The sequence below is a fragment of the Pontiella sulfatireligans genome, from assembly GCF_900890705.1.
In the GTDB taxonomy this organism is placed as follows: Bacteria; Verrucomicrobiota; Kiritimatiellia; order Kiritimatiellales; family Pontiellaceae; genus Pontiella; species Pontiella sulfatireligans.
In genome coordinates, this window is sequence record NZ_CAAHFH010000001.1 from 36,682 (window position 1) to 55,951 (window position 19,270).

Annotated in this window: 21 protein-coding genes; 19 read left to right on the plus strand and 2 right to left on the minus strand. The window is 54.1% G+C overall.

The window, feature by feature from the left end; all coding sequences use genetic code 11:
• Nucleotides 1–273 precede the first annotated feature (273 nt).
• The 19 genes from SCARR_RS00160 (at nucleotide 274) to SCARR_RS00255 (ending at nucleotide 16,439) form a co-directional block, all read left to right on the plus strand.
• Nucleotides 274–687, plus strand: coding sequence for a hypothetical protein (locus tag SCARR_RS00160; RefSeq protein ID WP_168432851.1), 414 nt, complete (start codon nucleotides 274–276; stop codon nucleotides 685–687).
• Between the two features lie 88 nt (nucleotides 688–775).
• Nucleotides 776–1,006, plus strand: a complete 231-nt coding sequence (locus tag SCARR_RS00165) for a hypothetical protein (RefSeq protein ID WP_136059527.1) — start codon at nucleotides 776–778, stop codon at nucleotides 1,004–1,006.
• Nucleotides 1,007–1,463: 457 nt separating this feature from the next.
• Entirely contained in the window at nucleotides 1,464–2,258 is a 795-nt protein-coding gene (gene mazG / locus SCARR_RS00170; protein WP_136059528.1) for a nucleoside triphosphate pyrophosphohydrolase, read from the plus strand.
• 189 nt (nucleotides 2,259–2,447) lie between these two features.
• Nucleotides 2,448–2,843 carry an SUF system Fe-S cluster assembly regulator gene (locus tag SCARR_RS00175; RefSeq protein WP_136059529.1) on the plus strand — a complete coding sequence of 132 codons (396 nt, stop codon included), beginning with the start codon at nucleotides 2,448–2,450 and terminating at the stop codon, nucleotides 2,841–2,843.
• A 65-nt stretch (nucleotides 2,844–2,908) separates the two neighbouring features.
• A complete protein-coding gene (gene sufB, locus SCARR_RS00180) occupies nucleotides 2,909–4,363 on the plus strand; it encodes a Fe-S cluster assembly protein SufB (RefSeq protein WP_136059530.1) in 1,455 nt (484 codons plus the stop codon).
• A 104-nt stretch (nucleotides 4,364–4,467) separates the two neighbouring features.
• Nucleotides 4,468–5,217, plus strand: a complete 750-nt coding sequence (sufC, locus tag SCARR_RS00185; protein ID WP_136059531.1) for a Fe-S cluster assembly ATPase SufC — start codon at nucleotides 4,468–4,470, stop codon at nucleotides 5,215–5,217.
• Nucleotides 5,123–6,445: a Fe-S cluster assembly protein SufD gene (gene sufD, locus SCARR_RS00190; protein WP_281281075.1), complete on the plus strand. Its 1,323-nt coding sequence runs from the start codon at nucleotides 5,123–5,125 to the stop codon at nucleotides 6,443–6,445. The genes sufC and sufD overlap by 95 nt, the downstream gene beginning before the upstream one ends.
• On the plus strand, nucleotides 6,442–7,674 hold the full coding sequence (locus SCARR_RS00195) for an aminotransferase class V-fold PLP-dependent enzyme (RefSeq protein ID WP_136059533.1): 1,233 nt from the start codon (nucleotides 6,442–6,444) through the stop codon (nucleotides 7,672–7,674). The genes sufD and SCARR_RS00195 overlap by 4 nt, the downstream gene beginning before the upstream one ends.
• Nucleotides 7,674–8,123, plus strand: a complete 450-nt coding sequence (gene sufU, locus SCARR_RS00200; protein WP_136059534.1) for a Fe-S cluster assembly sulfur transfer protein SufU — start codon at nucleotides 7,674–7,676, stop codon at nucleotides 8,121–8,123. Before SCARR_RS00195 ends, sufU begins: the two co-directional genes overlap by 1 nt.
• Nucleotides 8,124–8,186: 63 nt before the next feature.
• On the plus strand, nucleotides 8,187–8,537 hold the full coding sequence (locus SCARR_RS00205) for an iron-sulfur cluster assembly protein (RefSeq protein ID WP_136059535.1): 351 nt from the start codon (nucleotides 8,187–8,189) through the stop codon (nucleotides 8,535–8,537).
• Between the two features lie 85 nt (nucleotides 8,538–8,622).
• Nucleotides 8,623–9,972 carry a P-loop NTPase gene (locus SCARR_RS00210; RefSeq protein ID WP_136059536.1) on the plus strand — a complete coding sequence of 450 codons (1,350 nt, stop codon included), beginning with the start codon at nucleotides 8,623–8,625 and terminating at the stop codon, nucleotides 9,970–9,972.
• A 74-nt stretch (nucleotides 9,973–10,046) separates the two neighbouring features.
• Nucleotides 10,047–10,823 (plus strand): hypothetical protein, encoded by a 777-nt coding sequence (locus tag SCARR_RS00215; protein ID WP_136059537.1) that lies wholly within the window; start codon nucleotides 10,047–10,049, stop codon nucleotides 10,821–10,823.
• A gap of 142 nt (nucleotides 10,824–10,965) precedes the next feature.
• Entirely contained in the window at nucleotides 10,966–12,108 is a 1,143-nt protein-coding gene (locus tag SCARR_RS00220) for an ABC transporter permease (RefSeq protein ID WP_136059538.1), read from the plus strand.
• The gene (locus SCARR_RS00225; RefSeq protein WP_136059539.1) at nucleotides 12,109–12,882 is read left to right on the plus strand and encodes an ABC transporter ATP-binding protein; all 774 of its coding nucleotides are present in this window, start codon (nucleotides 12,109–12,111) and stop codon (nucleotides 12,880–12,882) included.
• A 36-nt stretch (nucleotides 12,883–12,918) separates the two neighbouring features.
• A complete protein-coding gene (locus SCARR_RS00230; RefSeq protein ID WP_136059540.1) occupies nucleotides 12,919–13,788 on the plus strand; it encodes an MlaD family protein in 870 nt (289 codons plus the stop codon).
• Between the two features lie 12 nt (nucleotides 13,789–13,800).
• Entirely contained in the window at nucleotides 13,801–14,418 is a 618-nt protein-coding gene (locus SCARR_RS00235; protein WP_136059541.1) for an ABC-type transport auxiliary lipoprotein family protein, read from the plus strand.
• Between the two features lie 154 nt (nucleotides 14,419–14,572).
• Nucleotides 14,573–15,091: a DUF3332 family protein gene (locus SCARR_RS00240; RefSeq protein WP_222846107.1), complete on the plus strand. Its 519-nt coding sequence runs from the start codon at nucleotides 14,573–14,575 to the stop codon at nucleotides 15,089–15,091.
• Nucleotides 15,092–15,094: 3 nt separating this feature from the next.
• Nucleotides 15,095–15,556 carry a DUF3332 family protein gene (locus SCARR_RS00245; RefSeq protein ID WP_136059542.1) on the plus strand — a complete coding sequence of 154 codons (462 nt, stop codon included), beginning with the start codon at nucleotides 15,095–15,097 and terminating at the stop codon, nucleotides 15,554–15,556.
• A gap of 319 nt (nucleotides 15,557–15,875) precedes the next feature.
• Nucleotides 15,876–16,439 (plus strand): hypothetical protein, encoded by a 564-nt coding sequence (locus SCARR_RS00255; RefSeq protein WP_136059543.1) that lies wholly within the window; start codon nucleotides 15,876–15,878, stop codon nucleotides 16,437–16,439.
• 511 nt (nucleotides 16,440–16,950) lie between these two features.
• Here the strand turns inward: SCARR_RS00255 and SCARR_RS00260 are convergent.
• Entirely contained in the window at nucleotides 16,951–17,766 is an 816-nt protein-coding gene (locus SCARR_RS00260; RefSeq protein WP_136059544.1) for a sialate O-acetylesterase, read from the minus strand.
• An 83-nt stretch (nucleotides 17,767–17,849) separates the two neighbouring features.
• Nucleotides 17,850–19,259: a sulfatase gene (locus SCARR_RS00265; RefSeq protein ID WP_136059545.1), complete on the minus strand. Its 1,410-nt coding sequence runs from the start codon at nucleotides 19,257–19,259 to the stop codon at nucleotides 17,850–17,852.
• Nucleotides 19,260–19,270 lie beyond the last annotated feature (11 nt).

Below are 19,270 nucleotides of genomic sequence, written 5' to 3' on the forward strand. Positions count from 1 at the left end.
CCTTTTGGGCGGGGCTCGTTTCCGTGTTTTCTGTAGCTGGGATCGTCGATCCCGGATGTTGCAAAACGGGGTCGCCGACCCCGTCTACAGTTGTGGGATCGTCGATCCCCCTGGCACCATGGCTCCTCTCTTCTTTCTGGTTTCAACTTTCAAGTTTCAGGTTTCACTCTCACCGGATCCCTCTTCCGACAGATTTTTTTAAAAAAGTTCCCGCAACGAATAAGATTCCGTTTTGGCGCCCGTACTATGTTTTTGAAAGGTGGGATAGAGAAGATGGCATGGAGAACGGTTAAGCGGGTTTTGAACAGATTGGACGCGGTTGCGCGCGGCTACTGCGAATGCAAGGGCGTTTTCTGGATCACGGATCAGGCCGGAAACCCGCTGAGTAATGTGCTGATAAGCTACCGGGTGGGGGACTCCGACTGGGTTTCCTGCGGGAACAGCCAAAGCGGGGCTGAGTGCCGGGAAAACTACATTCAATCCTCTTCCATTTTCTATCAAATGGGAGAGGCGGTGTTCTGGCGCTTCTCCATGCCGGGTTATGCCGATAAAATCATCACGCGCTATACCGCCGATATGGACTTTAACAAGGATTTAGATACGATCGTGCTTCGTAAAAAAGGCGGGGAGGCACCCATTGCTGCATATCCAATTGAAAGAGAGGTCGGGGATGCCGTCGAAGTATAAAGTAATGGCCTTTCACCGCTCCACCGGACTCTGGGATAGGCATAAACAAATTTCATTAAGCGCAGTCCTTGGATTCCGAGAAGCCTCCTTGGAAAAAGAAATCACCGATTGGCAGGAATCCTACAACGCCCAGTTCCGCAAGAGTCCCTACGAATTCGACTGGGACGCCTTCAACCAGCAAGGCCGCGAGCTGGCGGGCCACATCCAGTTCTATGCGCCCGAAGATGTCGAGATCCACTACGTCGAATCCGACGACCGCGACTTCTTCAACCCCGAAGACTGCGAAACCTTCAGCACCCGCCCGGCGCGGAAGGATTAGGGAGCCTTCTTCGTTTTTGCGGATTTGACAACTTATGCGGCAACTGTGCCACTTTTAATATGTTCAACTGGGATGGCAGGGTCAGTGGCGAGTTTGCAAGAATCGACAGTTCCGCTTTGTCTGGAGGATTGTTTTGGGATACTTCCGAGCTCTATACTACAGGCGAGCTTAGCGTGATTCCAGAGCCGGGAGCTCTTAGCTTAATGGTTGTTTTCGGTGGTGGTTTCTGGATTTTCCGGCGCAACTTCCCCGGCGTTTGAATAAAGCCTGCAGGCCGATTCTTTTTTTTCGGTTCAGGGTTTCCCATCCATTCATGAACCCTTCTCTACGCTCACTATTTTCTTCGAAAATTATCAATCGCCTACGCTCATGGCGTGTTATTCTGTTTAGAAATGTGGCATGGGCATCCTGCCCATGTTTCACGGGCAGGATGCCCGTACTACTTGGAGGAATGGAAATGGCTAAAGATGGCGAGGCGATGGAACGGTTGTTGGGGGTTATGCGGAAGCTGCGGGCGCCGGACGGGTGTCCGTGGGACCGGGAGCAGTCGCATGAGTCGCTGAAGTCGGACCTGATTGAAGAGGCGTATGAGGTGATCGACGCGATCGAAAGCGGTAATGCTTCCCATTTGGAGGAGGAGCTGGGCGATTTGCTGCTGCAGGTCGTGTTCCATAGCCAGATTTCAGCGGAGGCAGGCGAGTTTGAATTCCATCAGGTGGCCAACGGGATTTCCGACAAGCTGGTGCGCCGCCATCCGCATGTGTTCGGCGAAGTGCAGGTGGCCGACTCGGGCGAGGTGCTCCAAAACTGGGACGCGATCAAGAAGGTCGAGAAGCAGGGGGAGGGCGAAGCGCCTGCCTCGATTGTTGCCGGCATTCCGAAGCATTTGCCCGCACTGCAGAAAGCGCATCAAATCCAGAAGCGCGCCGCCCGCGCCGGATTTGACTGGGCGCACATTGACGATGTGTTCGACAAGCTCCACGAGGAGATTGAAGAAGTAAAAGAGGCGATCGGACGCAATCACGAAGAGGATATCCGCGACGAAATAGGCGATCTTTTGTTTTCCGTGGTCAATGTCAGCCGATTCCTCGGCCATAATCCGGAAGAGCTGCTGAACCACAACATTAAAAAGTTTGTCCGTCGTTTCCATCGGGTGGAAGACCAGGTTCATGCCACCGGCAAGGAATTCAAGCAATTCACCCTCGAAGAGTTGGATGCGTTCTGGGACGAGGCGAAGCGGGAGGAAACCTGAAACTTGAAACGGGAAATCTGAAAAATGGTGCCCTACTGATCCTTTCGATTTCAGGTTTCAAATTTCAAGTTTCCAGTTTCAAAGTCAAATAGTACTAATTTTGTTAAAAAAGGATTGCGCACGTCCGGCCTTCTGATACGGTGACTACTAATTAAGACCAAATAGGTCTGGTATCTAAGGAAGGTTAGCATGCTACGGATCACTAAAATTACGGACTACGGGTTTATCCTGTTGTCGCACATGGCCAATCAAGAGAAGAATTTGCTTCATAACGCGAAGGATCTTTCTGCGGCCATCGGCATTCCACTCCCGACCGTAAGCAAGGTGCTTAAAATTTTAACCCAAGGCGGCATTCTTAAATCGCATCAAGGCAGCAAGGGCGGTTATTCGCTATCGCGCCCGGCCAAGGATATCACGGCGGCTTCGATCATCGAAGCGGTTGAAGGGCCGGTGGCCATCACTGATTGCTCCAGCGCCGAGGGTTGCGAGCGAAACTGTCCGGTCAGCCCAAGCTGGCAGCAGGTCAACAGCGCGGTGATCAATACCCTGCAGGGATTGACCTTGGCCGACATGTCGAACTCCTAGTATTCCATTTCCTTTCACAAACGCAGTTTTAATCCATCTTTAAATAGTACCAATATAGGGTTTATATGAAAATTGAAGACGAAAAATCCTTCGATGAGCTGGGGGACAAGGAATACAAGTACGGTTTTGTGACCGATATTGAATCCGACAGCCTCCCTCCGGGATTGAACGAAGATATTGTCCGCGCCATTTCCAAGCGCAAGGACGAGCCGGAATGGCTGACGGATTGGCGGGTCAAGGCCTATCACCATTGGACGACGCTCGAAGAGCCGACGTGGGCCAAGGTGGAGTTTCCGCCGATCGACTACCAGGCGCTGAGCTACTATTCCGCACCGAAGCAAAAAATCGACGCTCCAAAGAGTCTCGACGAAATTGATCCGGAGCTGCTCGAAACCTACAAGAAGCTGGGCATACCGCTGCATGAGCAAGAGGTGTTTGCCGGCGTGGTTGCCGTTGATGCCGTGTTTGACTCGGTTTCGGTGGCGACAACCTTCAAGGGCAAGCTGGAAGAGATGGGCATCATTTTCGGCTCCTTCTCCGACGCGGTGAAGGAGCATCCCGAGCTGGTGAAAAAATATCTTGGCTCGGTGGTTCCTTATAAGGACAACTATTATGCCACGCTCAACTCGGCGGTCTTTTCCGACGGCTCGTTCTGCTATGTCCCGCCGGGCGTCCGCTGCCCGATGGAGCTTTCCACTTATTTCCGCATCAACGCGGCCAACACCGGCCAGTTCGAGCGCACGCTGCTGATTGCCGACGAGGGCGCCTACGTCAGCTACCTCGAAGGCTGCACCGCTCCGCAACGCGATGAAAACCAGCTGCATGCCGCGGTGGTCGAGCTGGTGGCGCATAAGGATGCGCAGATCAAGTATTCCACCGTCCAAAACTGGTATCCCGGCGACAAGGACGGCAAGGGCGGCATCTACAACTTTGTGACCAAGCGCGGACATTGCCGCGGCGACAACTCCAAGATTTCGTGGACGCAGGTTGAGACCGGCTCCGCGATCACCTGGAAATATCCGAGCTGCATCCTCAAGGGCGACAACTCGGTCGGCGAGTTTTATTCCGTGGCCGTCACCAACAACATGCAGCAGGCCGACACCGGCACCAAGATGATTCACATCGGGAAAAACACCTCGAGCACGATCATCAGCAAGGGCATTTCGGCCGGCAAGGCGCAGAACAGCTACCGCGGGATGGTGAAGGTGGTGGAGACCGCCGAAAACGCGCGCAACTTTTCGCAGTGCGACTCGATGCTCATCGGCGATCAATGCGGAGCGCATACGTTCCCGTACATCGACGTCAGCAACCCGACCGCACAGGTGGAGCACGAAGCGACCACCACGAAGATTGGCGAGGACCAGATTTTTTACTGCAACCAGCGCGGGCTGGATACGGAAGAGGCGGTCACGATGATCGTGAACGGCTTCTGCAAGGAAGTCTTCCGCGAGTTGCCGATGGAGTTTGCGGTGGAAGCGCAAAAGCTGCTCGGAATCAGTCTGGAAGGATCGGTTGGATAATGAAGTAACAGAATGATTATGACAGAATAATTTTCTGATCATGCGGATAGTGGAAGCAATCATTCTGTCCTAATTATTCTGTAAAATGAATTTGGAGAAAAAATATGGCATTACTAGAAATCAAAGACCTGCACGCGAGTGTGGCGGATAAGCCGATCCTGAAGGGGATCAACCTGACCATCAAACCCGGCGAAGTGCATGCCCTCATGGGTCCCAACGGTTCCGGCAAGAGCACGCTTTCCAATGTTTTGGCAGGCAACGAAGCCTACGTGAAGACGAGGGGGCAGGTGCTGTTCAACGGAGTGGACATCGACGATCTAGCCGCACATGAGCGCGCTTGCGCCGGCATGTTCCTTGCGTTCCAGTATCCGGTGGAAATCGCCGGCATCAGCAACATGTATTTCCTGAAGGCGGCGGTCAACGCCGTCCGCAAATACCAAGGCAGGGATCAGCTGGATGCTATGGATTTCCTCGATCTGATTGAGGAAAAGAAAAAGGTGGTCACCATTCGCGACGACCTCTTGGAGCGTGCGGTTAACTCCGGTTTTTCGGGCGGCGAAAAAAAGCGCAACGAAATTTTCCAGATGGCGATGCTGGAGCCGAAGCTGGGCATTCTCGACGAAACCGACTCCGGCCTCGACATCGACGCATTGCGGGTTGTTGCAGACGGCGTGAATGCGCTGCGCAACGAAGAGCGCGGTTTCCTGGTGATCACGCACTATCAGCGCCTGCTCGACTATATTGTTCCCGACCATGTTCATGTGCTGGTTGACGGGCAGATCGTTAAGTCCGGTGGGAAAGAACTGGCGCTTGAACTCGAAGACGAAGGCTACACCTCTTGGGATAGCGAATAAGGTCCCTAGTGAATTTCGAATATCGAACAAGGAAATCCGAATGCTGAAGGAATTGAGAAAAAAGGCCGAAGCCGACTTTAAGGCGAACGGCTTTCCGAGCACCAAGGAAGAGCTGTGGCGCTTCACCGATGTTTCGCGGGTGGCGAATGCCGAGTTTTCCAATGAGTGGAAAGAGGCTTCGGTCGACTTCCAGCCGCTGGATAAAATCGTGGTGGTTTTTGAAAACGGAAAGCTGTCGCGCGAAAAATCAAATTTTGGCGATTTGCCGAAGGGCGTTTGCATCGGCTCCATCATGGATCTGGTTGATCCAAGGATTGGAAGTTTGGCGGATGCGCAAAGCGCGTTTGTTTCGGCGAACACCGCGTACTTTACTGACGGGGCATTTATCGAAGTGACTGACGGCGTTGAAGTGGATACGCCGATTCACCTGGTTTATCTGGCCGACGCCGATGGCGCGGCGTTCCATATGCGCAACTTTATTTCTGCTGGCGTGGGTTCAAAGGTCACTGTGGTGGAGGAATACATCGGCGAGACTGAAAAAAACTATTGGACCAATGCGGTCACGGAAGTGTTTGTGGCGGACCGCGGTTCGGTCGACCACTACAAGGTGCAGCGCGAGAGCGCGGCCTCGTTTCATTTCCAAACCTTGGAAGCGCATGTCGGCGCCGATGCCGTGTTCAGCAACCATGCGGTGACGTTTGGCTCCGCGCTGGGGCGCAACGATATTCGCGGCAAGCTGACGGGCGAGGGCGGCGAAGCCATCTGCAACGGCATCTACTTGCTCAAGGACAAGCAGCATTTTGATACGCACATGTTCATGGATCATGCTGTGCCGAAGTGCAACAGCCACGAGATGTATAAAGGCATTCTCGACGACAAGGCGCGCGCGGTGTTCTGCGGTCGCATTCTGGTTCAGAAGGATGCGCAGGAAACGGATGCCATCCAGTTTAACGGCAACCTGCTGCTGAGCCGCGGAGCGAAGGTGAATACGCTGCCGCAGCTCGAAATTTATGCCGACGATGTTAAATGCACCCACGGCGCTACGATTGGCGAGCTGGATGACGTTGAGCTGTATTATTTGCAGACGCGCGGCATCGACCCTGTGAAGGGCCACGCCATGCTGACCTTTGCTTTTGCCAACGAGGTGCTTGATGAAGTGAAGTGCAAAGTGGTCAAGATCAAGATCGAGGATTTGGTGCATGCCTGGCTGGAGAAAGTTTCTGCATGAACAACACTGCACAGTATGACGTAGTGTCGATCCGGAACGACTTTCCCATTCTGGGAAAGCAGATTCATGGAAAGCCGCTCGTTTATCTGGACAATGCGGCCTCGAGCCAGCATCCGGTTCAAGTGATTGATGCCATAAAAGAGCTCTACGAATCGGGCTACTCCAACATTCACCGGGGTGTGCATCAGTTGAGCCAGGATGCAACCAAGGCTTATGAGGACGCGCGCGCTTCCGTGCGCGGCTTCATCAATGCCGACTGCATGCATGAAGTGCTCTTTACCAGCGGCACCACCGACGCGATCAACCTCGTGGCGCAGAGCTATGCACGGCCGTTGCTGCAAAAGGGCGATGAAATTTTAATCACCCACATGGAGCACCACTCCAACATCGTTCCGTGGCAGATGGTTTGCGAGCAGACCGGCGCCGAGTTGAAGGTGGTTCCGATCTCGGACAAGGGCGAGTTGGAGATGGACCGCTTTGCCGAACTGCTGAGCGAGCGCACCAAGCTGGTTTCGGTGGTGCATGTTTCCAATGCGCTCGGTTCGGTGAATCCGATCAAGACGATCATTGATGCCGCGCACGCCAAGGGCGTTCCTGTGCTGGTTGACGGCGCGCAGTCCGTGCCGCACATTCCGGTTGACGTCCAGGCATTGGATTGCGACTTCTATGCTTTTTCTGGCCACAAACTTTATGGCCCGACCGGCATCGGCGTGCTTTACGGGAAAGAAAAATTGCTCAATGCCATGCCGCCTTACCGGGGCGGGGGCGACATGATTCTGTCGGTCAGCTTCGAGGGCACAACCTACAACACGCTGCCGTATAAGTTTGAAGCAGGCACGCCGAACATTGCCGGAGCAATCGGACTCGGCGCCGCCATTGAATATGTGCAGAAGATCGGGCTCAGCGCCATTGCGGCGCATGAGCACGGCTTGCTTGAATATGCAACAATGGAGCTGAAGCAAATTGACGGCTTGCGGATCATCGGCGAGGCCGACCAAAAGGCCGGTCTGGTTTCGTTCGTCCTTGATACGGTGCATCCGCACGACATCGGCACGATGCTCGATGCCGAAGGCGTCGCCATCCGCACCGGACACCACTGCGCGCAGCCGGTCATGGAGCGCTACAAGATTCCGGCCACTGCACGCGCCTCGTTTGGGATGTACAATACTTTTCAGGAAATCGACGTGTTGGCCAAGGCCATCGATAAAACCATAGGAATGTTTGCTTAATGGAAAATCTACGCGAGCTGTATCAAGAGGTCATTCTCGACCATAACAAAAACCCCCGCAACTTCCGGAAGATGGAAGCCCCCGACGGGTTTGCCCACGGCGACAACCCGCTGTGCGGCGACCAGATCGATGTCTATCTGGTTGTGAAAGACGGAGTGGTGGACGATGTGTCGTTCGACGGAAACGGCTGCGCCATCTGCACTGCCTCGGCTTCGATGATGACCATCGCGCTCAAGGGCAAGACTGAGGCAGAGGCCACTGCGCTGTTTGACAGCTTCCACCATGCGTTGACCGAAGACAAGCCGTACCCGGAAGACGTCCCGCTGGGTAAGTTGAAGGTGCTCGCCGGTGTGAAGGATTATCCGGTGCGCGTCAAATGCGCGACCCTCGCCTGGCACACCTTCGACGCCGCACTGAAAAAACTGCAAGGCAACATTTCTACGGAATGATATAGGCAGAATAATTTAGTGGCAGAATAATTTTCACGACTCACGACTAACGGATCACGACCTATGTTTGGAAAAAAGAAAAAAGAACGCACCCCGCTGAAAGAAGCGAATGAAGAACTGTTTTTGAAGGTGGTCCGTTCGCTGCGGATGGTGTTCGACCCGGAGATTCCGGTGAATGTCTACGACCTCGGCTTGATCTATAAAATTGAGATCGACGAAGACAACAAGGTCTATCTGCAAATCACGTTGACCACGCCGAACTGTCCTGAGGCCGAGCGGATTCCGGGCAACATCCAGCGCGCTGTGCAGGAAACCGAAGGCGTTGAGGATGTTGATATCGAACTCGTTTTTGATCCGCCTTGGAGTCGCGAAAGCATGTCCACCGCCGCGCTGTTGGCGCTGGGATTGATTTAGGCAGAATAATTGAGTGGCAGAATGATTTTTCCATCCAGTCGGCACGAAAATCATTCTGCCCAACAAATAGGTTTGAGAGGAAAACATGGTTACTGAAGAAATTATTTTAAAAGAACTAAGCAAAATCATCGACCCCGACTTTCAGCGAGACATTGTCTCGCTCGGGTTTGTGCAGGACATGGTCATCGATGGCGCAACGGTTTCGTTCACGATCGAGCTCACCACGCCGGCCTGCCCGCTGAGCCCGGTTTTTCAAAAGCAGGCGATTGATCTGGTCGGCGATATTGACGGCGTTGAAACGGTGCTGGTCAATATGACCGCCCGCAAGCGCGAAGACCGCCAGCTGACGGCCGAGGACAGCGGACTGAAGGATGTAAAATATATTTTGGCAGTCAGCTCGTGCAAGGGCGGGGTGGGCAAGTCCACTGTAGCGGCCATGCTGGCCAAGACGCTAGGCGCACGCGGCGTCAAGGTGGGTCTGCTGGACGCGGACATCTACGGCCCGTCGATCCCCACGCTGTTCAATCTCCATGAACCGGGCGTGCGTGCGACCGCTGAGAACCAATTTATTCCCCAGGAAGCCGAAGGCGTAAAGCTGATGTCGTTCGGGTTTCTGATGGGCGATGGCCCGGCGGTGCTGCGCGGACCGATGGTTGCGCAATACACGCAGCAGCTGTTGCACGGCGTCGTTTGGGGCGAGCTGGACTATCTGATCATCGACATGCCTCCCGGCACGGGCGATATTCAGTTGACCATTTCCCAGTCGGTGCAGATCGACGCTTCCGTTATTGTGACCACGCCGCACCAGCTTTCGCTGACGGATGTGCGCAAGGGCATCATGATGTTCGACAAGGTGAATGTGCCCGTCCTCGGCGTCGTGGAAAACATGGCCTACTTTATTTGCGACGGATGCGACAAGAAGCACTACATCTTCGGCGAGGCCGGTGGAAAGACGCTGGAAGAACGTTTCGGGCTGGAGACGATCGCGGAACTTCCGATGACGGGAAGCCTGAGCGGCTCGTTGGACGCGTTGGATGGCAGCGAAATTGCCAACGAGACGACTGACATCATTATCCGCACGCTCGGCAAAAAGGTGCTCGAAAAGGTAGAACGGCCGGAGGTTGTGCATGATGCCAAGACCATCACGCTGACTTGGCCGGACGGCGAAACCTCGACCGTTTCCAACACGGCGCTTCGCCGCGCCTGCAGCTGCGCGCTGTGCGTGGACGAAATGACCCGTGCGCCGCTCCTCGATCCGAAGAGCATACCGATGGACATCCATGCGGAAAAGGTCGGCATCATCGGCAACTATGCGATCATGGTTGATTGGTCGGACGGGCACAACACCGGCTTCTTCCCGTACTCCACCATCCGCGAGCTGGCCAAGGGGCCCGAAACGGCCGGATGCGGATCGGAAGCGTGCGGTTGCAAGTGATCGTTTCGGTGAATTGTTGATTTGAAGGATTCCAACCTTCCAACTCTTGGACGTTTGGACTACCTTCTGCTCCCATGAACATTATCGATAAACTTGAAAAACGCTTCGGCTCTTGGGCGATCCCGAACCTAGCCATCTATCTAATTGCCATTCAGGCGATCGGCGTCGTGCTGCTGATGGGGGGCTATGCCAAGGAGGTCGATCTCATTCTTCATGGAAGCTCGGTGGTGGACCGCGGCGAATGGTGGCGGTTGCTGTCATTCATGATGATGCCCAAAACGCTGAGTCCGATCTGGCTGTTTTTCGCTTTTTATATTTTTTATCTCATGGGCCATGCATTGGAAGAGCGCTGGGGCGCCTTCCACTTCAACCTGTTCATTTTGTGCGGCTATCTGCTGACCGTTCTCATGGCCTTCATCAGTCCTGGAGCCATCATCACCAACACCTATTTCCTCGGTTGCGTTTTTATGGCCTTTGCCACGCTTTTTCCAAATGTGGAGTTCCGCCTCTTTTTTATTCTCCCTGTCAAAGTGAAGTGGCTGGGGTGGTTGACGGTAGGGGCTTATGTTTTGACTCTCTTTTCGGGGGATGCGGGAAGCCGTTTATGCGTGTTGGCGGCTTTCATTAACTATGGCCTCTTCTTCGGCAAGGCCCTTGTCAACAGCTTCAAGGCCGGGAAACGGCGCAAAGCCTTTCAGAGCGAGCAGGCGGTGGAGGCGGATCAGCCCCGCCATGTTTGCGCCGAGTGCGGCGCAACCGACAAGAGCGATCCGGCCTTAGACTTCCGCTACTGCTCCACTTGCGCCCAATGCTTCTGCGAAAAGCACATTTCCAGCCACGAACATACCTAATACTCAATCAGGAAATTGGTGTTCTTAACACAGATTTTGAACAGAAGAGCGCAAAGAGCGCAAAGTCTGGCTTGAAGAAACCCATCGCGATCTTTTGCCTTTTTCGCTTGTGAAAGAGTCGCGACATCTTAGAATCCCCAGTATGAAAAGGGGCGACTCCGAACAGCCAGCTGATGTTTCCATTGCTCAGACCGCCGGGCAGGTTGACGTTGTGCTGTGTGGGCGCCTGGATCTGGCATCGGCGCCGGGTGTCTGGAAAAAAACCAATGCGGTGTTTAAATCCGCTGCGCCTCGTTCCATTAAGATTGATGCAGAAGGCCTGTCCTATTGCGACGGGGCGGGCATTTCGATTCTACTCAACCTCAAGCGTGTGGCTGCCCGTTTAAATATTCATTTTGAGTTGGCCGGTTTGGCCCGCGACTATGAAAAACTGCTGGCGCTCTATCCGTTGGAAAAGCTGGCCGATGCAGAACCTGCCCTTCCTAAAAGTAGCCGCGTCTTTGTGGAAGAGGTCGGCAAGGCGACCTCGAATTTTTTTGGGATGCTTCGCGACCAGATTGCTTTCATTGGCGAACTGAGCTTCGTTTTATTCAAGACGCTCCTGCATCCGAAAACCCTGCGGATCAAGGATCTGCTGATCACCGCCGACGCCAGCGGCGTGCGTGCGCTTCCGATCATTGGAATCATGGGGGTGCTGGTGGGGCTGATCATGGCCTTTCAGGGCGCGGTGCTGATGGCGCAGTTCGGTGCTGAAATCTACATCGCCGATTTTGTGGGTAAGTCGGTGACCCGCGAGCTGGGGCCTTTGATTACGGCGATCCTTGTGGCGGGCCGCACCGGTTCCGCATTTGCAGCGGAATTGGGCACGATGAAAGTCAACGAAGAGATTGATGCGTTTACGACCATGGGGCTCGACCCCGTTCGCTTCCTCGTGGTGCCGCGCGTTATTGCCGCAACGTTGATGACGCCGCTGCTGACGATCTACGCGAATCTGGCCGGCATCGCGGGCGGGGCCATCGTGATGACGGGCATCGGCTATCCGTTGGTGACGTATGTGAACCGCCTGACCAGCGTGGTGACCTCGATGGATGTTATTGGGGGGCTGGCCAAGTCGCTCGCATTCGGATTGATCGTGGCGGCGTCGGGGTGCTTGTGCGGGCTCCGAACCGGGCAGGGGGCCAGTGCGGTCGGCAACTCGGCCACCCGCGCGGTGGTCAGTTCGATTCTTCTGATTATTTTGGCGGACGGTCTGTTTGCCGTGCTCTTTTACTTTCTTGGAATTTAAATGTCTGAATCCGATCCCATCATTAAAGTTGAAAACATGACGGCGCGCTATGGCGATCGGCTGGTGCTTGATTCGCTTACTTTCAACGTGGAGCGCGGCGAGATTTTTGTGATTCTGGGCGGATCCGGCTGCGGGAAATCGACGTTGCTGAAACATATGATCGGGCTTTACCCTCCGGCGTCCGGCGACATTAAGATCGGCGGTTCCAGCGTAGTGAATTCGCATGGCGCAGAGCGCGACGAGGTGATTCGCCGTTTCGGCGTTATGTACCAGAGCGGGGCGTTGTTTGGTTCGATGAACTTGCTGGAAAACGTCTGCCTGCCTTTGGAGGAGTTCACCGATCTCAAGGAAGATGCCCGCGAATTGATTGCCCGCATGAAGCTGAGCCTGGTGGGGTTGGCCGATTACACGCACCACATGCCGGCTGAAATCAGCGGGGGCATGATGAAGCGCGCGGCGATTGCACGGGCCATGGCGCTGGAACCGCAAATCCTGTTTTTGGACGAGCCGTCGGCGGGGCTCGATCCGATCACCGCGGACGAACTCGATGAGCTGATCATCGATCTCTCGCGTACCTTGAATATTACTTTTGTCATCGTTACGCATGAGCTTCCGAGCATCTATAAAATCGCCGACCGCGTAATTATGCTGGATGCGAAGACCAAGAAGATCATTGCCGACGGGAAACCGGCGGAGCTGAGAGACACCTCGGACAATCCCTGGGTGCGCAATTTTTTTAACCGGAAGGGCCAAGCGGCGGGGACGGATGAATGAGACATGCACCTTCTGCATCGCTGATGGGAGAAAACTATGAGTAGCAAACCGCATTATTTTGCAATCGGGCTTTTCGTTCTAGCCGGTTTGGCACTGGGCGTTCTGGGCATCGTTGCATTCAGCTCGGACGCACTTCGGGCACCGACCTGTTTTCTGGAAACCTACCTGGACGAATCGATTCAGGGGGTTGACGTGGGTACCCCGTTTAAGTTTCGCGGGGTGAAGATCGGCAATGTCCACGAGATTAAGCTGACGTCCGAGGTGTATGAGACTGAGCATTTGTATGTAATGATCCGCGTTGCAATCGATGAGGCGGCGGTGAGAAGCGATCCGCAGATATTGGTTGACGGAATAGCCATGCAGGTGACACAGGGCCTCCGGGTCAAGCTGGTGCCTCAAGGGATCACCGGACTCTCTTTTCTTGAGGCTGATTTTGTTGAAGAGGGACTGGCTGATACGTTGCCCGTCGATTGGACGCCTCAGTATACCTACATTCCTTCTGTGCCTTCGATGATGTCCCTGATCAGCCGATCGCTGGAGCGTATAACCGCGCAGATTAACTCGCTCGATATCGTTGGGATCGGCGATAATGTTGAAACAATTACCAGCAACCTGAATTTGGCCGTCGAGCACATTGGACGCGTGGCCCTCGATGTGGCGGGGGTCTCTGATGAAGTGATGGAAAATGCCCGAGCCGCCTCGTCACAGCTCCCAGTAGCCGCTTCAAATCTTACGGCCATGGTTTCTGATATGCAGAAAGTTGTGGAGGGTTCGGGGGGCGAGGTTGAGCAGATCATGGCCAATGTGCGCTACATCACCGAAGAAACCCGTGAGTTGATCCGCATGCTTAAGCGCTCGCCGGGCATGCTGTTCACCAAACCGCCGGAAGATAAATTCAACCACTAAGAGGGTAGACGTATGAAGACAGGAAACAGAGTTGTTTTGGTGGTCGCCTTCGGGGCCATGCTGGCCACATCCGGGTGCATGAAGCTGTGGCAGAAGTCGATCGATGTGAAAACCTATATGCTCGAAGCGCCGCGCGAGCTGCAACTTCAGGAAAAGCCGCTGGCCGGCAAGTTGTGGATTGATTCCGTCAGTGTGCTGCCTCCGTACAATGTGCGCAATTTTGTGCTGCGGGAGAGTGATGTGCAGTTTGGCCACAGCTATTACAGCGAGCTGCTGCTTTCGCCCTCTGAAAATTTCCGCAACGCTTTGTTTCTGTGGTTTTCGGATAGCGGCGTGTTCGAGAATGTTTCCATCGTGAACCGAAGCGGCATGACCCATCGCCTGACGGTCTCGGTGGTGAAGTTTTATTCAGACCGGTCGATAGCAGATGAAAAAGCCGTGCTGGCTATCAAAGCCACCTTGTTCGACGAAGAAGCGAAAGGCCTGCGGGTACTGTTTTCGAAGGAATATATTCAGCAGGTCACGGTTGGCGAAGGCGCTGCGGGGGATTTGATCCGCGCCTACAACAAGGCGCTGGTGAATATTCTGTCCGATTGCGAAGGCGATATGATCGAAGCGCTGCATCATTGATCTCATGTTAAGACTGCTTTTGTTCGATGTATTCAGGTTGAACGCGTCATTTGGGCATCAAAAAGAATTTTAGAGGATGATGTGCAGGTAAATGAAGGATGAGCATGGAAATGAAAAACCCGGAAGCAGTGGCTTCTGAAAGGAGATCAGATACATGAATAATAATGACCGACTGAAACGTTTTACCGTCCCAGTGATGGCGGCGGTGACGGCCAGTATTCTTATGAGTACGGGTTGCATGGGCCATATGGGCCTCACTCAAAAGGTGAAAAAGGGAAACTTGAGCGTCACGGAAAACCGGTGGGGACGCGAAGGTGTCTTTCTCGGTTTCCAGATATTCTGGGTTTACCGAGTTTCCACGCTGCTTGACTTGATCGTCTTCAACTCGATCGAGTTCTGGTCGGGGGATAACCCGCTGACTGACCAGCCCGCACTGGTGAACATCTCACAAGAAACGCTGGATAAGGTGTTTGGAGAAAAGTCGGTCGACATGGCCCAGATTGAGCGCATCAACGAGACCGAGGCGAAAATGTACATGGCTTTCTCCAATGGCGACAAGATGACGTTTGATGTTGTCCGTTCGGATGCCGTATACACCGTGAGCTATCAGGGACGGGAGTTCTATACGGGTCAAATCAACGATGCCGCCGGTTTGGTAAAGGAAGAGGTGTAAACCATGAAAATTAAAACGATATCAGGAGTGTTGGCTGCAATGATGTTCAGTGGCTGCATGGGGCATAATGCGCTGACCCAAAAAGTGATTAAGTGGAACCTTGAGACCGCGGAAAGCCGCTGGGGCCGGGAAGGAATCTTCGTTGGCTTGTGGATTACGCTGGTTTATCCGGTCTGCGCTGTTCTCGACCTGCTTGTCTTTAACTCGATCGAATTCTGGTCGGGGGAAAACAACTTGAACGGCAAAAGCCCGGTTGTTGATATGCCGAAGTCGGAAGTCCAAAAGCTGGGACTCCATCAGGTGGATTGTGCACGGGTTGAACGCCTGACCGATACCACTGCGAATCTCTACATTGATTTCGAAAATGGCGATTCCGCCACGTTCGACGTGATTCGCACGGGCTCAAGCTATGCCGTCAGCTATCGCGGTGTAGAGTTCTATCAAGGCACAGTAAGCGACAGCTGATCATTCACCAGCAGTTGTTGTTCAAAGGCTCTCCTGCGGGGGAGCCTTTTTCTTTGGTGCGCCCGGCAGGGCGCATTCATTTGGGGGTGAAAGTCCCTTACGGACCCGACAGGGGGAACCGTTAGCTTAACATCAACTGCGTAATCGCGAGGTTGCGTGGGGAGGAAGATGCAGGCAAAGCACTGGCCTGACGAACAGAAATCGCATATGAGGCAACCCATGACAACATACGCCGGGAGTGGATGGTTGAACCATCGACGAAACGGCAAGCCTGCTCCAGCAACATTGGAAAGAGATCAAAAAGCGTCTGCTGGATGGGATGTATCAGCCGCAACCGGTGCAGCGGGTTGAAATCCCGAAGCCGGGCAGAGGGGTGCGAAAGCAGGGAGTGCAGTCCGGTACTGATATAGGTTGTCACTTTGGAAAGGAGAATATCCGAAATGATTATGATTGGTTGCAGCAATTTGTTTCGGTGTTCCAGGCGATGGATGCCGATGAACCGGGAGAGGCTGCCAGCCGGCTCTTGGTTCCACGCCTAGGCAGAGAACGGGTGTATGCGGTTGATTGTCCCGCCGGATGCAAGGATGCCAACGACTGCATGCTGAACGGCCACGGACTGGACTGGTGCATCGAGCATGCCCGGAAACTTGATCCGGAAGAATTACGGCGGGCCGGCGAATTCAGGGATCACGTGTGGGAGCGGTTTTATCCGCCGGACGGCCAGGAGCTTGCCGGCGACGAGTTGCCGTGGCCGATTGGCAAATTTCGTTTGCGTTCGAGCGAGTTGACGATTGTTCACGACTATAACGGGCATGGCAAGTCAATCGCCTTGGGGCAATGCTTGCTGCATTTGGCCAAACAGGGACGGCGCTCCCGACAGTAATGGTATGTTGGTTGAAAGCATTCGGAAACTAAATGGTCTAGGGGAGGGAGAACTGATATTAGGCGGCAGAAGATACTGATTCCTGTTGCAGAATAATCGGCTGGTATGCCTCCGAGAAAAGAAGTTATTTTAAATTGTAGAATGTTTTCCGAACTTCTACTGGCTCAACCATATTTTGTTACGGTTTTTGTTGCGTCTCCCTTTGTCTCTTTATGTATCTGCCTGTAACAGCACATTGTGAAACCCCTGTAAAAGATTGACAGTTAATGATTAACGTAAGAATATATCTGGGTTTGTAATCCGTTGGTCGTCAGTTCGACTCTGACCGCCGGCTCCATTTTTAAGGCTTTTGATTACTTGTTGGTCAGGAGCCTTTTTTGGTTTTGGGGCAATGATGGGCGGATGAATCGACTGTCAGGCCCAAGCACAGCTCCTCCAGTACACGCCAGCCTCACATTCGTGTCTGCCACCAAATTATCCTGTCTGATTCGCTGCGGGTCGGAGCACGCTTTTATGGGTTCAGCTTTTGGTACGCGACGAATAAAACCTTGCCGTGCTCGAGCAGGGCGGGGGGCGTCAGGTGGGTGGCGTCCGCTTTTTCGAGTCCGAGCATCGAGGTGAATTCTGCGTTGGCATGGGTGGCGGCATAGTCCTTGTGATGTTCAAGAATGGCCGTGTTTGCCGCCGTTGCCTTATGTTGTTCATCGATGCCGAGAATGATCGGGAAGCCGGTTTCGCCGGTCGCCTTTTCAACAGATTTAATTAGGGCATTAAACGCTGCGGCATATTTCCCCCGGTCGCCGTTGCGGGAATCGGACTCGCCTTGAATCCAGACAAAGGCGCCGACGTGCACGGTGTCGCCGTTGTCTTTCATCAGCTGAAGGGCGCGACCCAGGTGCTTTAGCATTCCATCGGTCAGTTTGCCGTCGCCTTCGCTCTGCCAGGCGCCGCACAGGCTGGTGGCGCCTCTGCTATATTTGAAGACTGCGGGGTGATGCTTGGCTTTATAGACCTCGCGAGCAAGCTGGATTTCCGGACCAAAGTGGCCGGCGGGGAAGCGGCCCTTTTGCGGGCCGAGGGTTTCCCAGTCGTTCGATTTATTTTCTATGGCATTCTCACCTTTGCCTTCGGGGTAGACATAATAAAACGGAATGTTGGAATCGACCTTCGGGTTGGCGACGAGCTCTGCCGCATTGCCTTTCCATCCCTGTGCGTTGGACTGGCCGGCCACAATAATGAGTTCATATCCTTTTGCTTCGGCTCCACGTTGGAATCCGAACAACAGGGTGGTCAGTGCGAGGATAAGGTGATATCGAAATGGATTCATATTTTACTCCTAATGGTGGTTCGTATGGTTTTGAGCGCGCGCACGAGGCCGTTTCCGGTGCGTGTGTTTTTCCCTTTTGGGGACTATTTCTTTTTTCTGGCGGACGTTGGATCATAATCCGGATTGGGGATCATGCGGGGGGCATCGGTGTCGTCGAGCCATTTGAGGGCGCGGACGGTGAAATCCTGAACCATCTCCGGATGCTGTGCCGCCAGATCCTTGCGTTCGCCGATATCGTCGGCGGTGTTGTAGAGCTCGCTGGTTTCGGTTTCGATCAGGTAGATAAACTTCCAGTCGCCGCGACGGGTCACGACACAGGGGCGGTTAAAGGCGGAGTAAAACGGCAGATACCAGAAGAGGTCGCGCTCGCCGGCGTCGTCGGAGGGCTTTTCAAGCAGCGGCAGGAGATTAAGGCCGTCGAGCGGCTGCGGGGGCTTCGGCGCGCCGGCCAGCGCGCGTAAGGTTTCGTAGAGATCGACGTTGATAATGTTCTGCTTGCTGACGGTGTTTGCCGGAATTTTGCCCGGCCAGCGGAAGATGTAGGGCACGCGCATGCCGCCTTCAAACTCCATGCCCTTGGTGCCTCGCAGCGGATAGTTGCTGGTGTTTTCATCGCGCTTGCCGTCCTCGGGATAGCCGAGACCTCCGTTGTCGGAGGTGAAGACCACAAAGGTTTCGTCTTCGATGCCCAGTTTTTCAAGGGTGTCCAAGATGCGGCCGATGGAGTCGTCGAGCGCTTTCGTCATCGCCGCCGCGATGGGGCTTTTCTGGTGCTCTCCCTTGGGCTTGTTTTGGAAATATTTCAGGTATTCAGGTTTGGTTTCAAACGGGCCGTGGACGAGGAAGTCGGGATAGTAGAGGAAAAAGGGTTTCCCGGACCGGTGGCTTTCTTTGATGAATTTGACGGCGTTGTCGCAAAGGAAGTCGCTGAGGTATTGATCGGGGTCGTGTTCCATGGGCGGGGTGGTTGTGAAGTTGTAGTGTTTGCCGGCGCTCTCAATGGCCTGGTCAAATCCGCGATTCGATGGGCTCTGATCGGCTTTGCCCAAGTGCCATTTTCCGAACATGCCGGTGGTGTAGCCCGCCTTTTTGAGCGTTTCAGCCAAGGTGAGCACCTCGTTGTTCAGTGTATGGGGAAGCTTTGGCTGCAAGAGTTGAAAGCGGTCCAGATTTCCTTTGGCTTTCAGCTGCTTGTCCTGATAGTGGCTGACGCTGTAGATGCCGTGCCGGCCGACATACTGACCGCTCATGATGCAGGCGCGCGAGGGGGCGCAGTTGACCGCCGTGGCATAGCCGTTGACGAAGCGCATCCCCTGGCCGGCTAATTTGTCAATGTTCGGCGTTTCGTAGAATTCGCTGCCGAAGCATCCGAGATTGGGCCAGCCGAGATCGTCGGCGAGGAGAAAAACAATGTTCGGCTGTTTTCTAGCCCGAACAACTAGACTGCCGAGCAACAGCAGGGCGATGATGGTGAGGGATAATTTTTTTTTCATGTGGGGTCGTC

Bases quoted from the DNA above. Each gene is read 5' to 3' on its own strand.
- SCARR_RS00255 (WP_136059543.1), top strand. From the start codon at position 15,876: ATGTATCAGCCGCAACCGGTGCAGCGGGTTGAAATCCCGAAGCCGGGC.
- sufC (WP_136059531.1), top strand. From the start codon at position 4,468: ATGGCATTACTAGAAATCAAAGACCTGCACGCGAGTGTGGCGGATAAG.
- SCARR_RS00240 (WP_222846107.1), top strand. From the start codon at position 14,573: ATGAATAATAATGACCGACTGAAACGTTTTACCGTCCCAGTGATGGCG.
- SCARR_RS00235 (WP_136059541.1), top strand. From the start codon at position 13,801: ATGAAGACAGGAAACAGAGTTGTTTTGGTGGTCGCCTTCGGGGCCATG.
- SCARR_RS00210 (WP_136059536.1), top strand. From the start codon at position 8,623: ATGGTTACTGAAGAAATTATTTTAAAAGAACTAAGCAAAATCATCGAC.
- sufB (WP_136059530.1), top strand. From the start codon at position 2,909: ATGAAAATTGAAGACGAAAAATCCTTCGATGAGCTGGGGGACAAGGAA.
- SCARR_RS00225 (WP_136059539.1), top strand. From the start codon at position 12,109: ATGTCTGAATCCGATCCCATCATTAAAGTTGAAAACATGACGGCGCGC.
- SCARR_RS00160 (WP_168432851.1), top strand. From the start codon at position 274: ATGGCATGGAGAACGGTTAAGCGGGTTTTGAACAGATTGGACGCGGTT.
- SCARR_RS00265 (WP_136059545.1), bottom strand. From the start codon at position 19,259: ATGAAAAAAAAATTATCCCTCACCATCATCGCCCTGCTGTTGCTCGGC.
- SCARR_RS00195 (WP_136059533.1), top strand. From the start codon at position 6,442: ATGAACAACACTGCACAGTATGACGTAGTGTCGATCCGGAACGACTTT.
- sufD (WP_281281075.1), top strand. From the start codon at position 5,123: ATGTGCTGGTTGACGGGCAGATCGTTAAGTCCGGTGGGAAAGAACTGG.
- SCARR_RS00220 (WP_136059538.1), top strand. From the start codon at position 10,966: ATGAAAAGGGGCGACTCCGAACAGCCAGCTGATGTTTCCATTGCTCAG.
- SCARR_RS00230 (WP_136059540.1), top strand. From the start codon at position 12,919: ATGAGTAGCAAACCGCATTATTTTGCAATCGGGCTTTTCGTTCTAGCC.
- sufU (WP_136059534.1), top strand. From the start codon at position 7,674: ATGGAAAATCTACGCGAGCTGTATCAAGAGGTCATTCTCGACCATAAC.
- mazG (WP_136059528.1), top strand. From the start codon at position 1,464: ATGGCTAAAGATGGCGAGGCGATGGAACGGTTGTTGGGGGTTATGCGG.
- SCARR_RS00205 (WP_136059535.1), top strand. From the start codon at position 8,187: ATGTTTGGAAAAAAGAAAAAAGAACGCACCCCGCTGAAAGAAGCGAAT.
- SCARR_RS00215 (WP_136059537.1), top strand. From the start codon at position 10,047: ATGAACATTATCGATAAACTTGAAAAACGCTTCGGCTCTTGGGCGATC.
- SCARR_RS00245 (WP_136059542.1), top strand. From the start codon at position 15,095: ATGAAAATTAAAACGATATCAGGAGTGTTGGCTGCAATGATGTTCAGT.
- SCARR_RS00260 (WP_136059544.1), bottom strand. From the start codon at position 17,766: ATGAATCCATTTCGATATCACCTTATCCTCGCACTGACCACCCTGTTG.
- SCARR_RS00175 (WP_136059529.1), top strand. From the start codon at position 2,448: ATGCTACGGATCACTAAAATTACGGACTACGGGTTTATCCTGTTGTCG.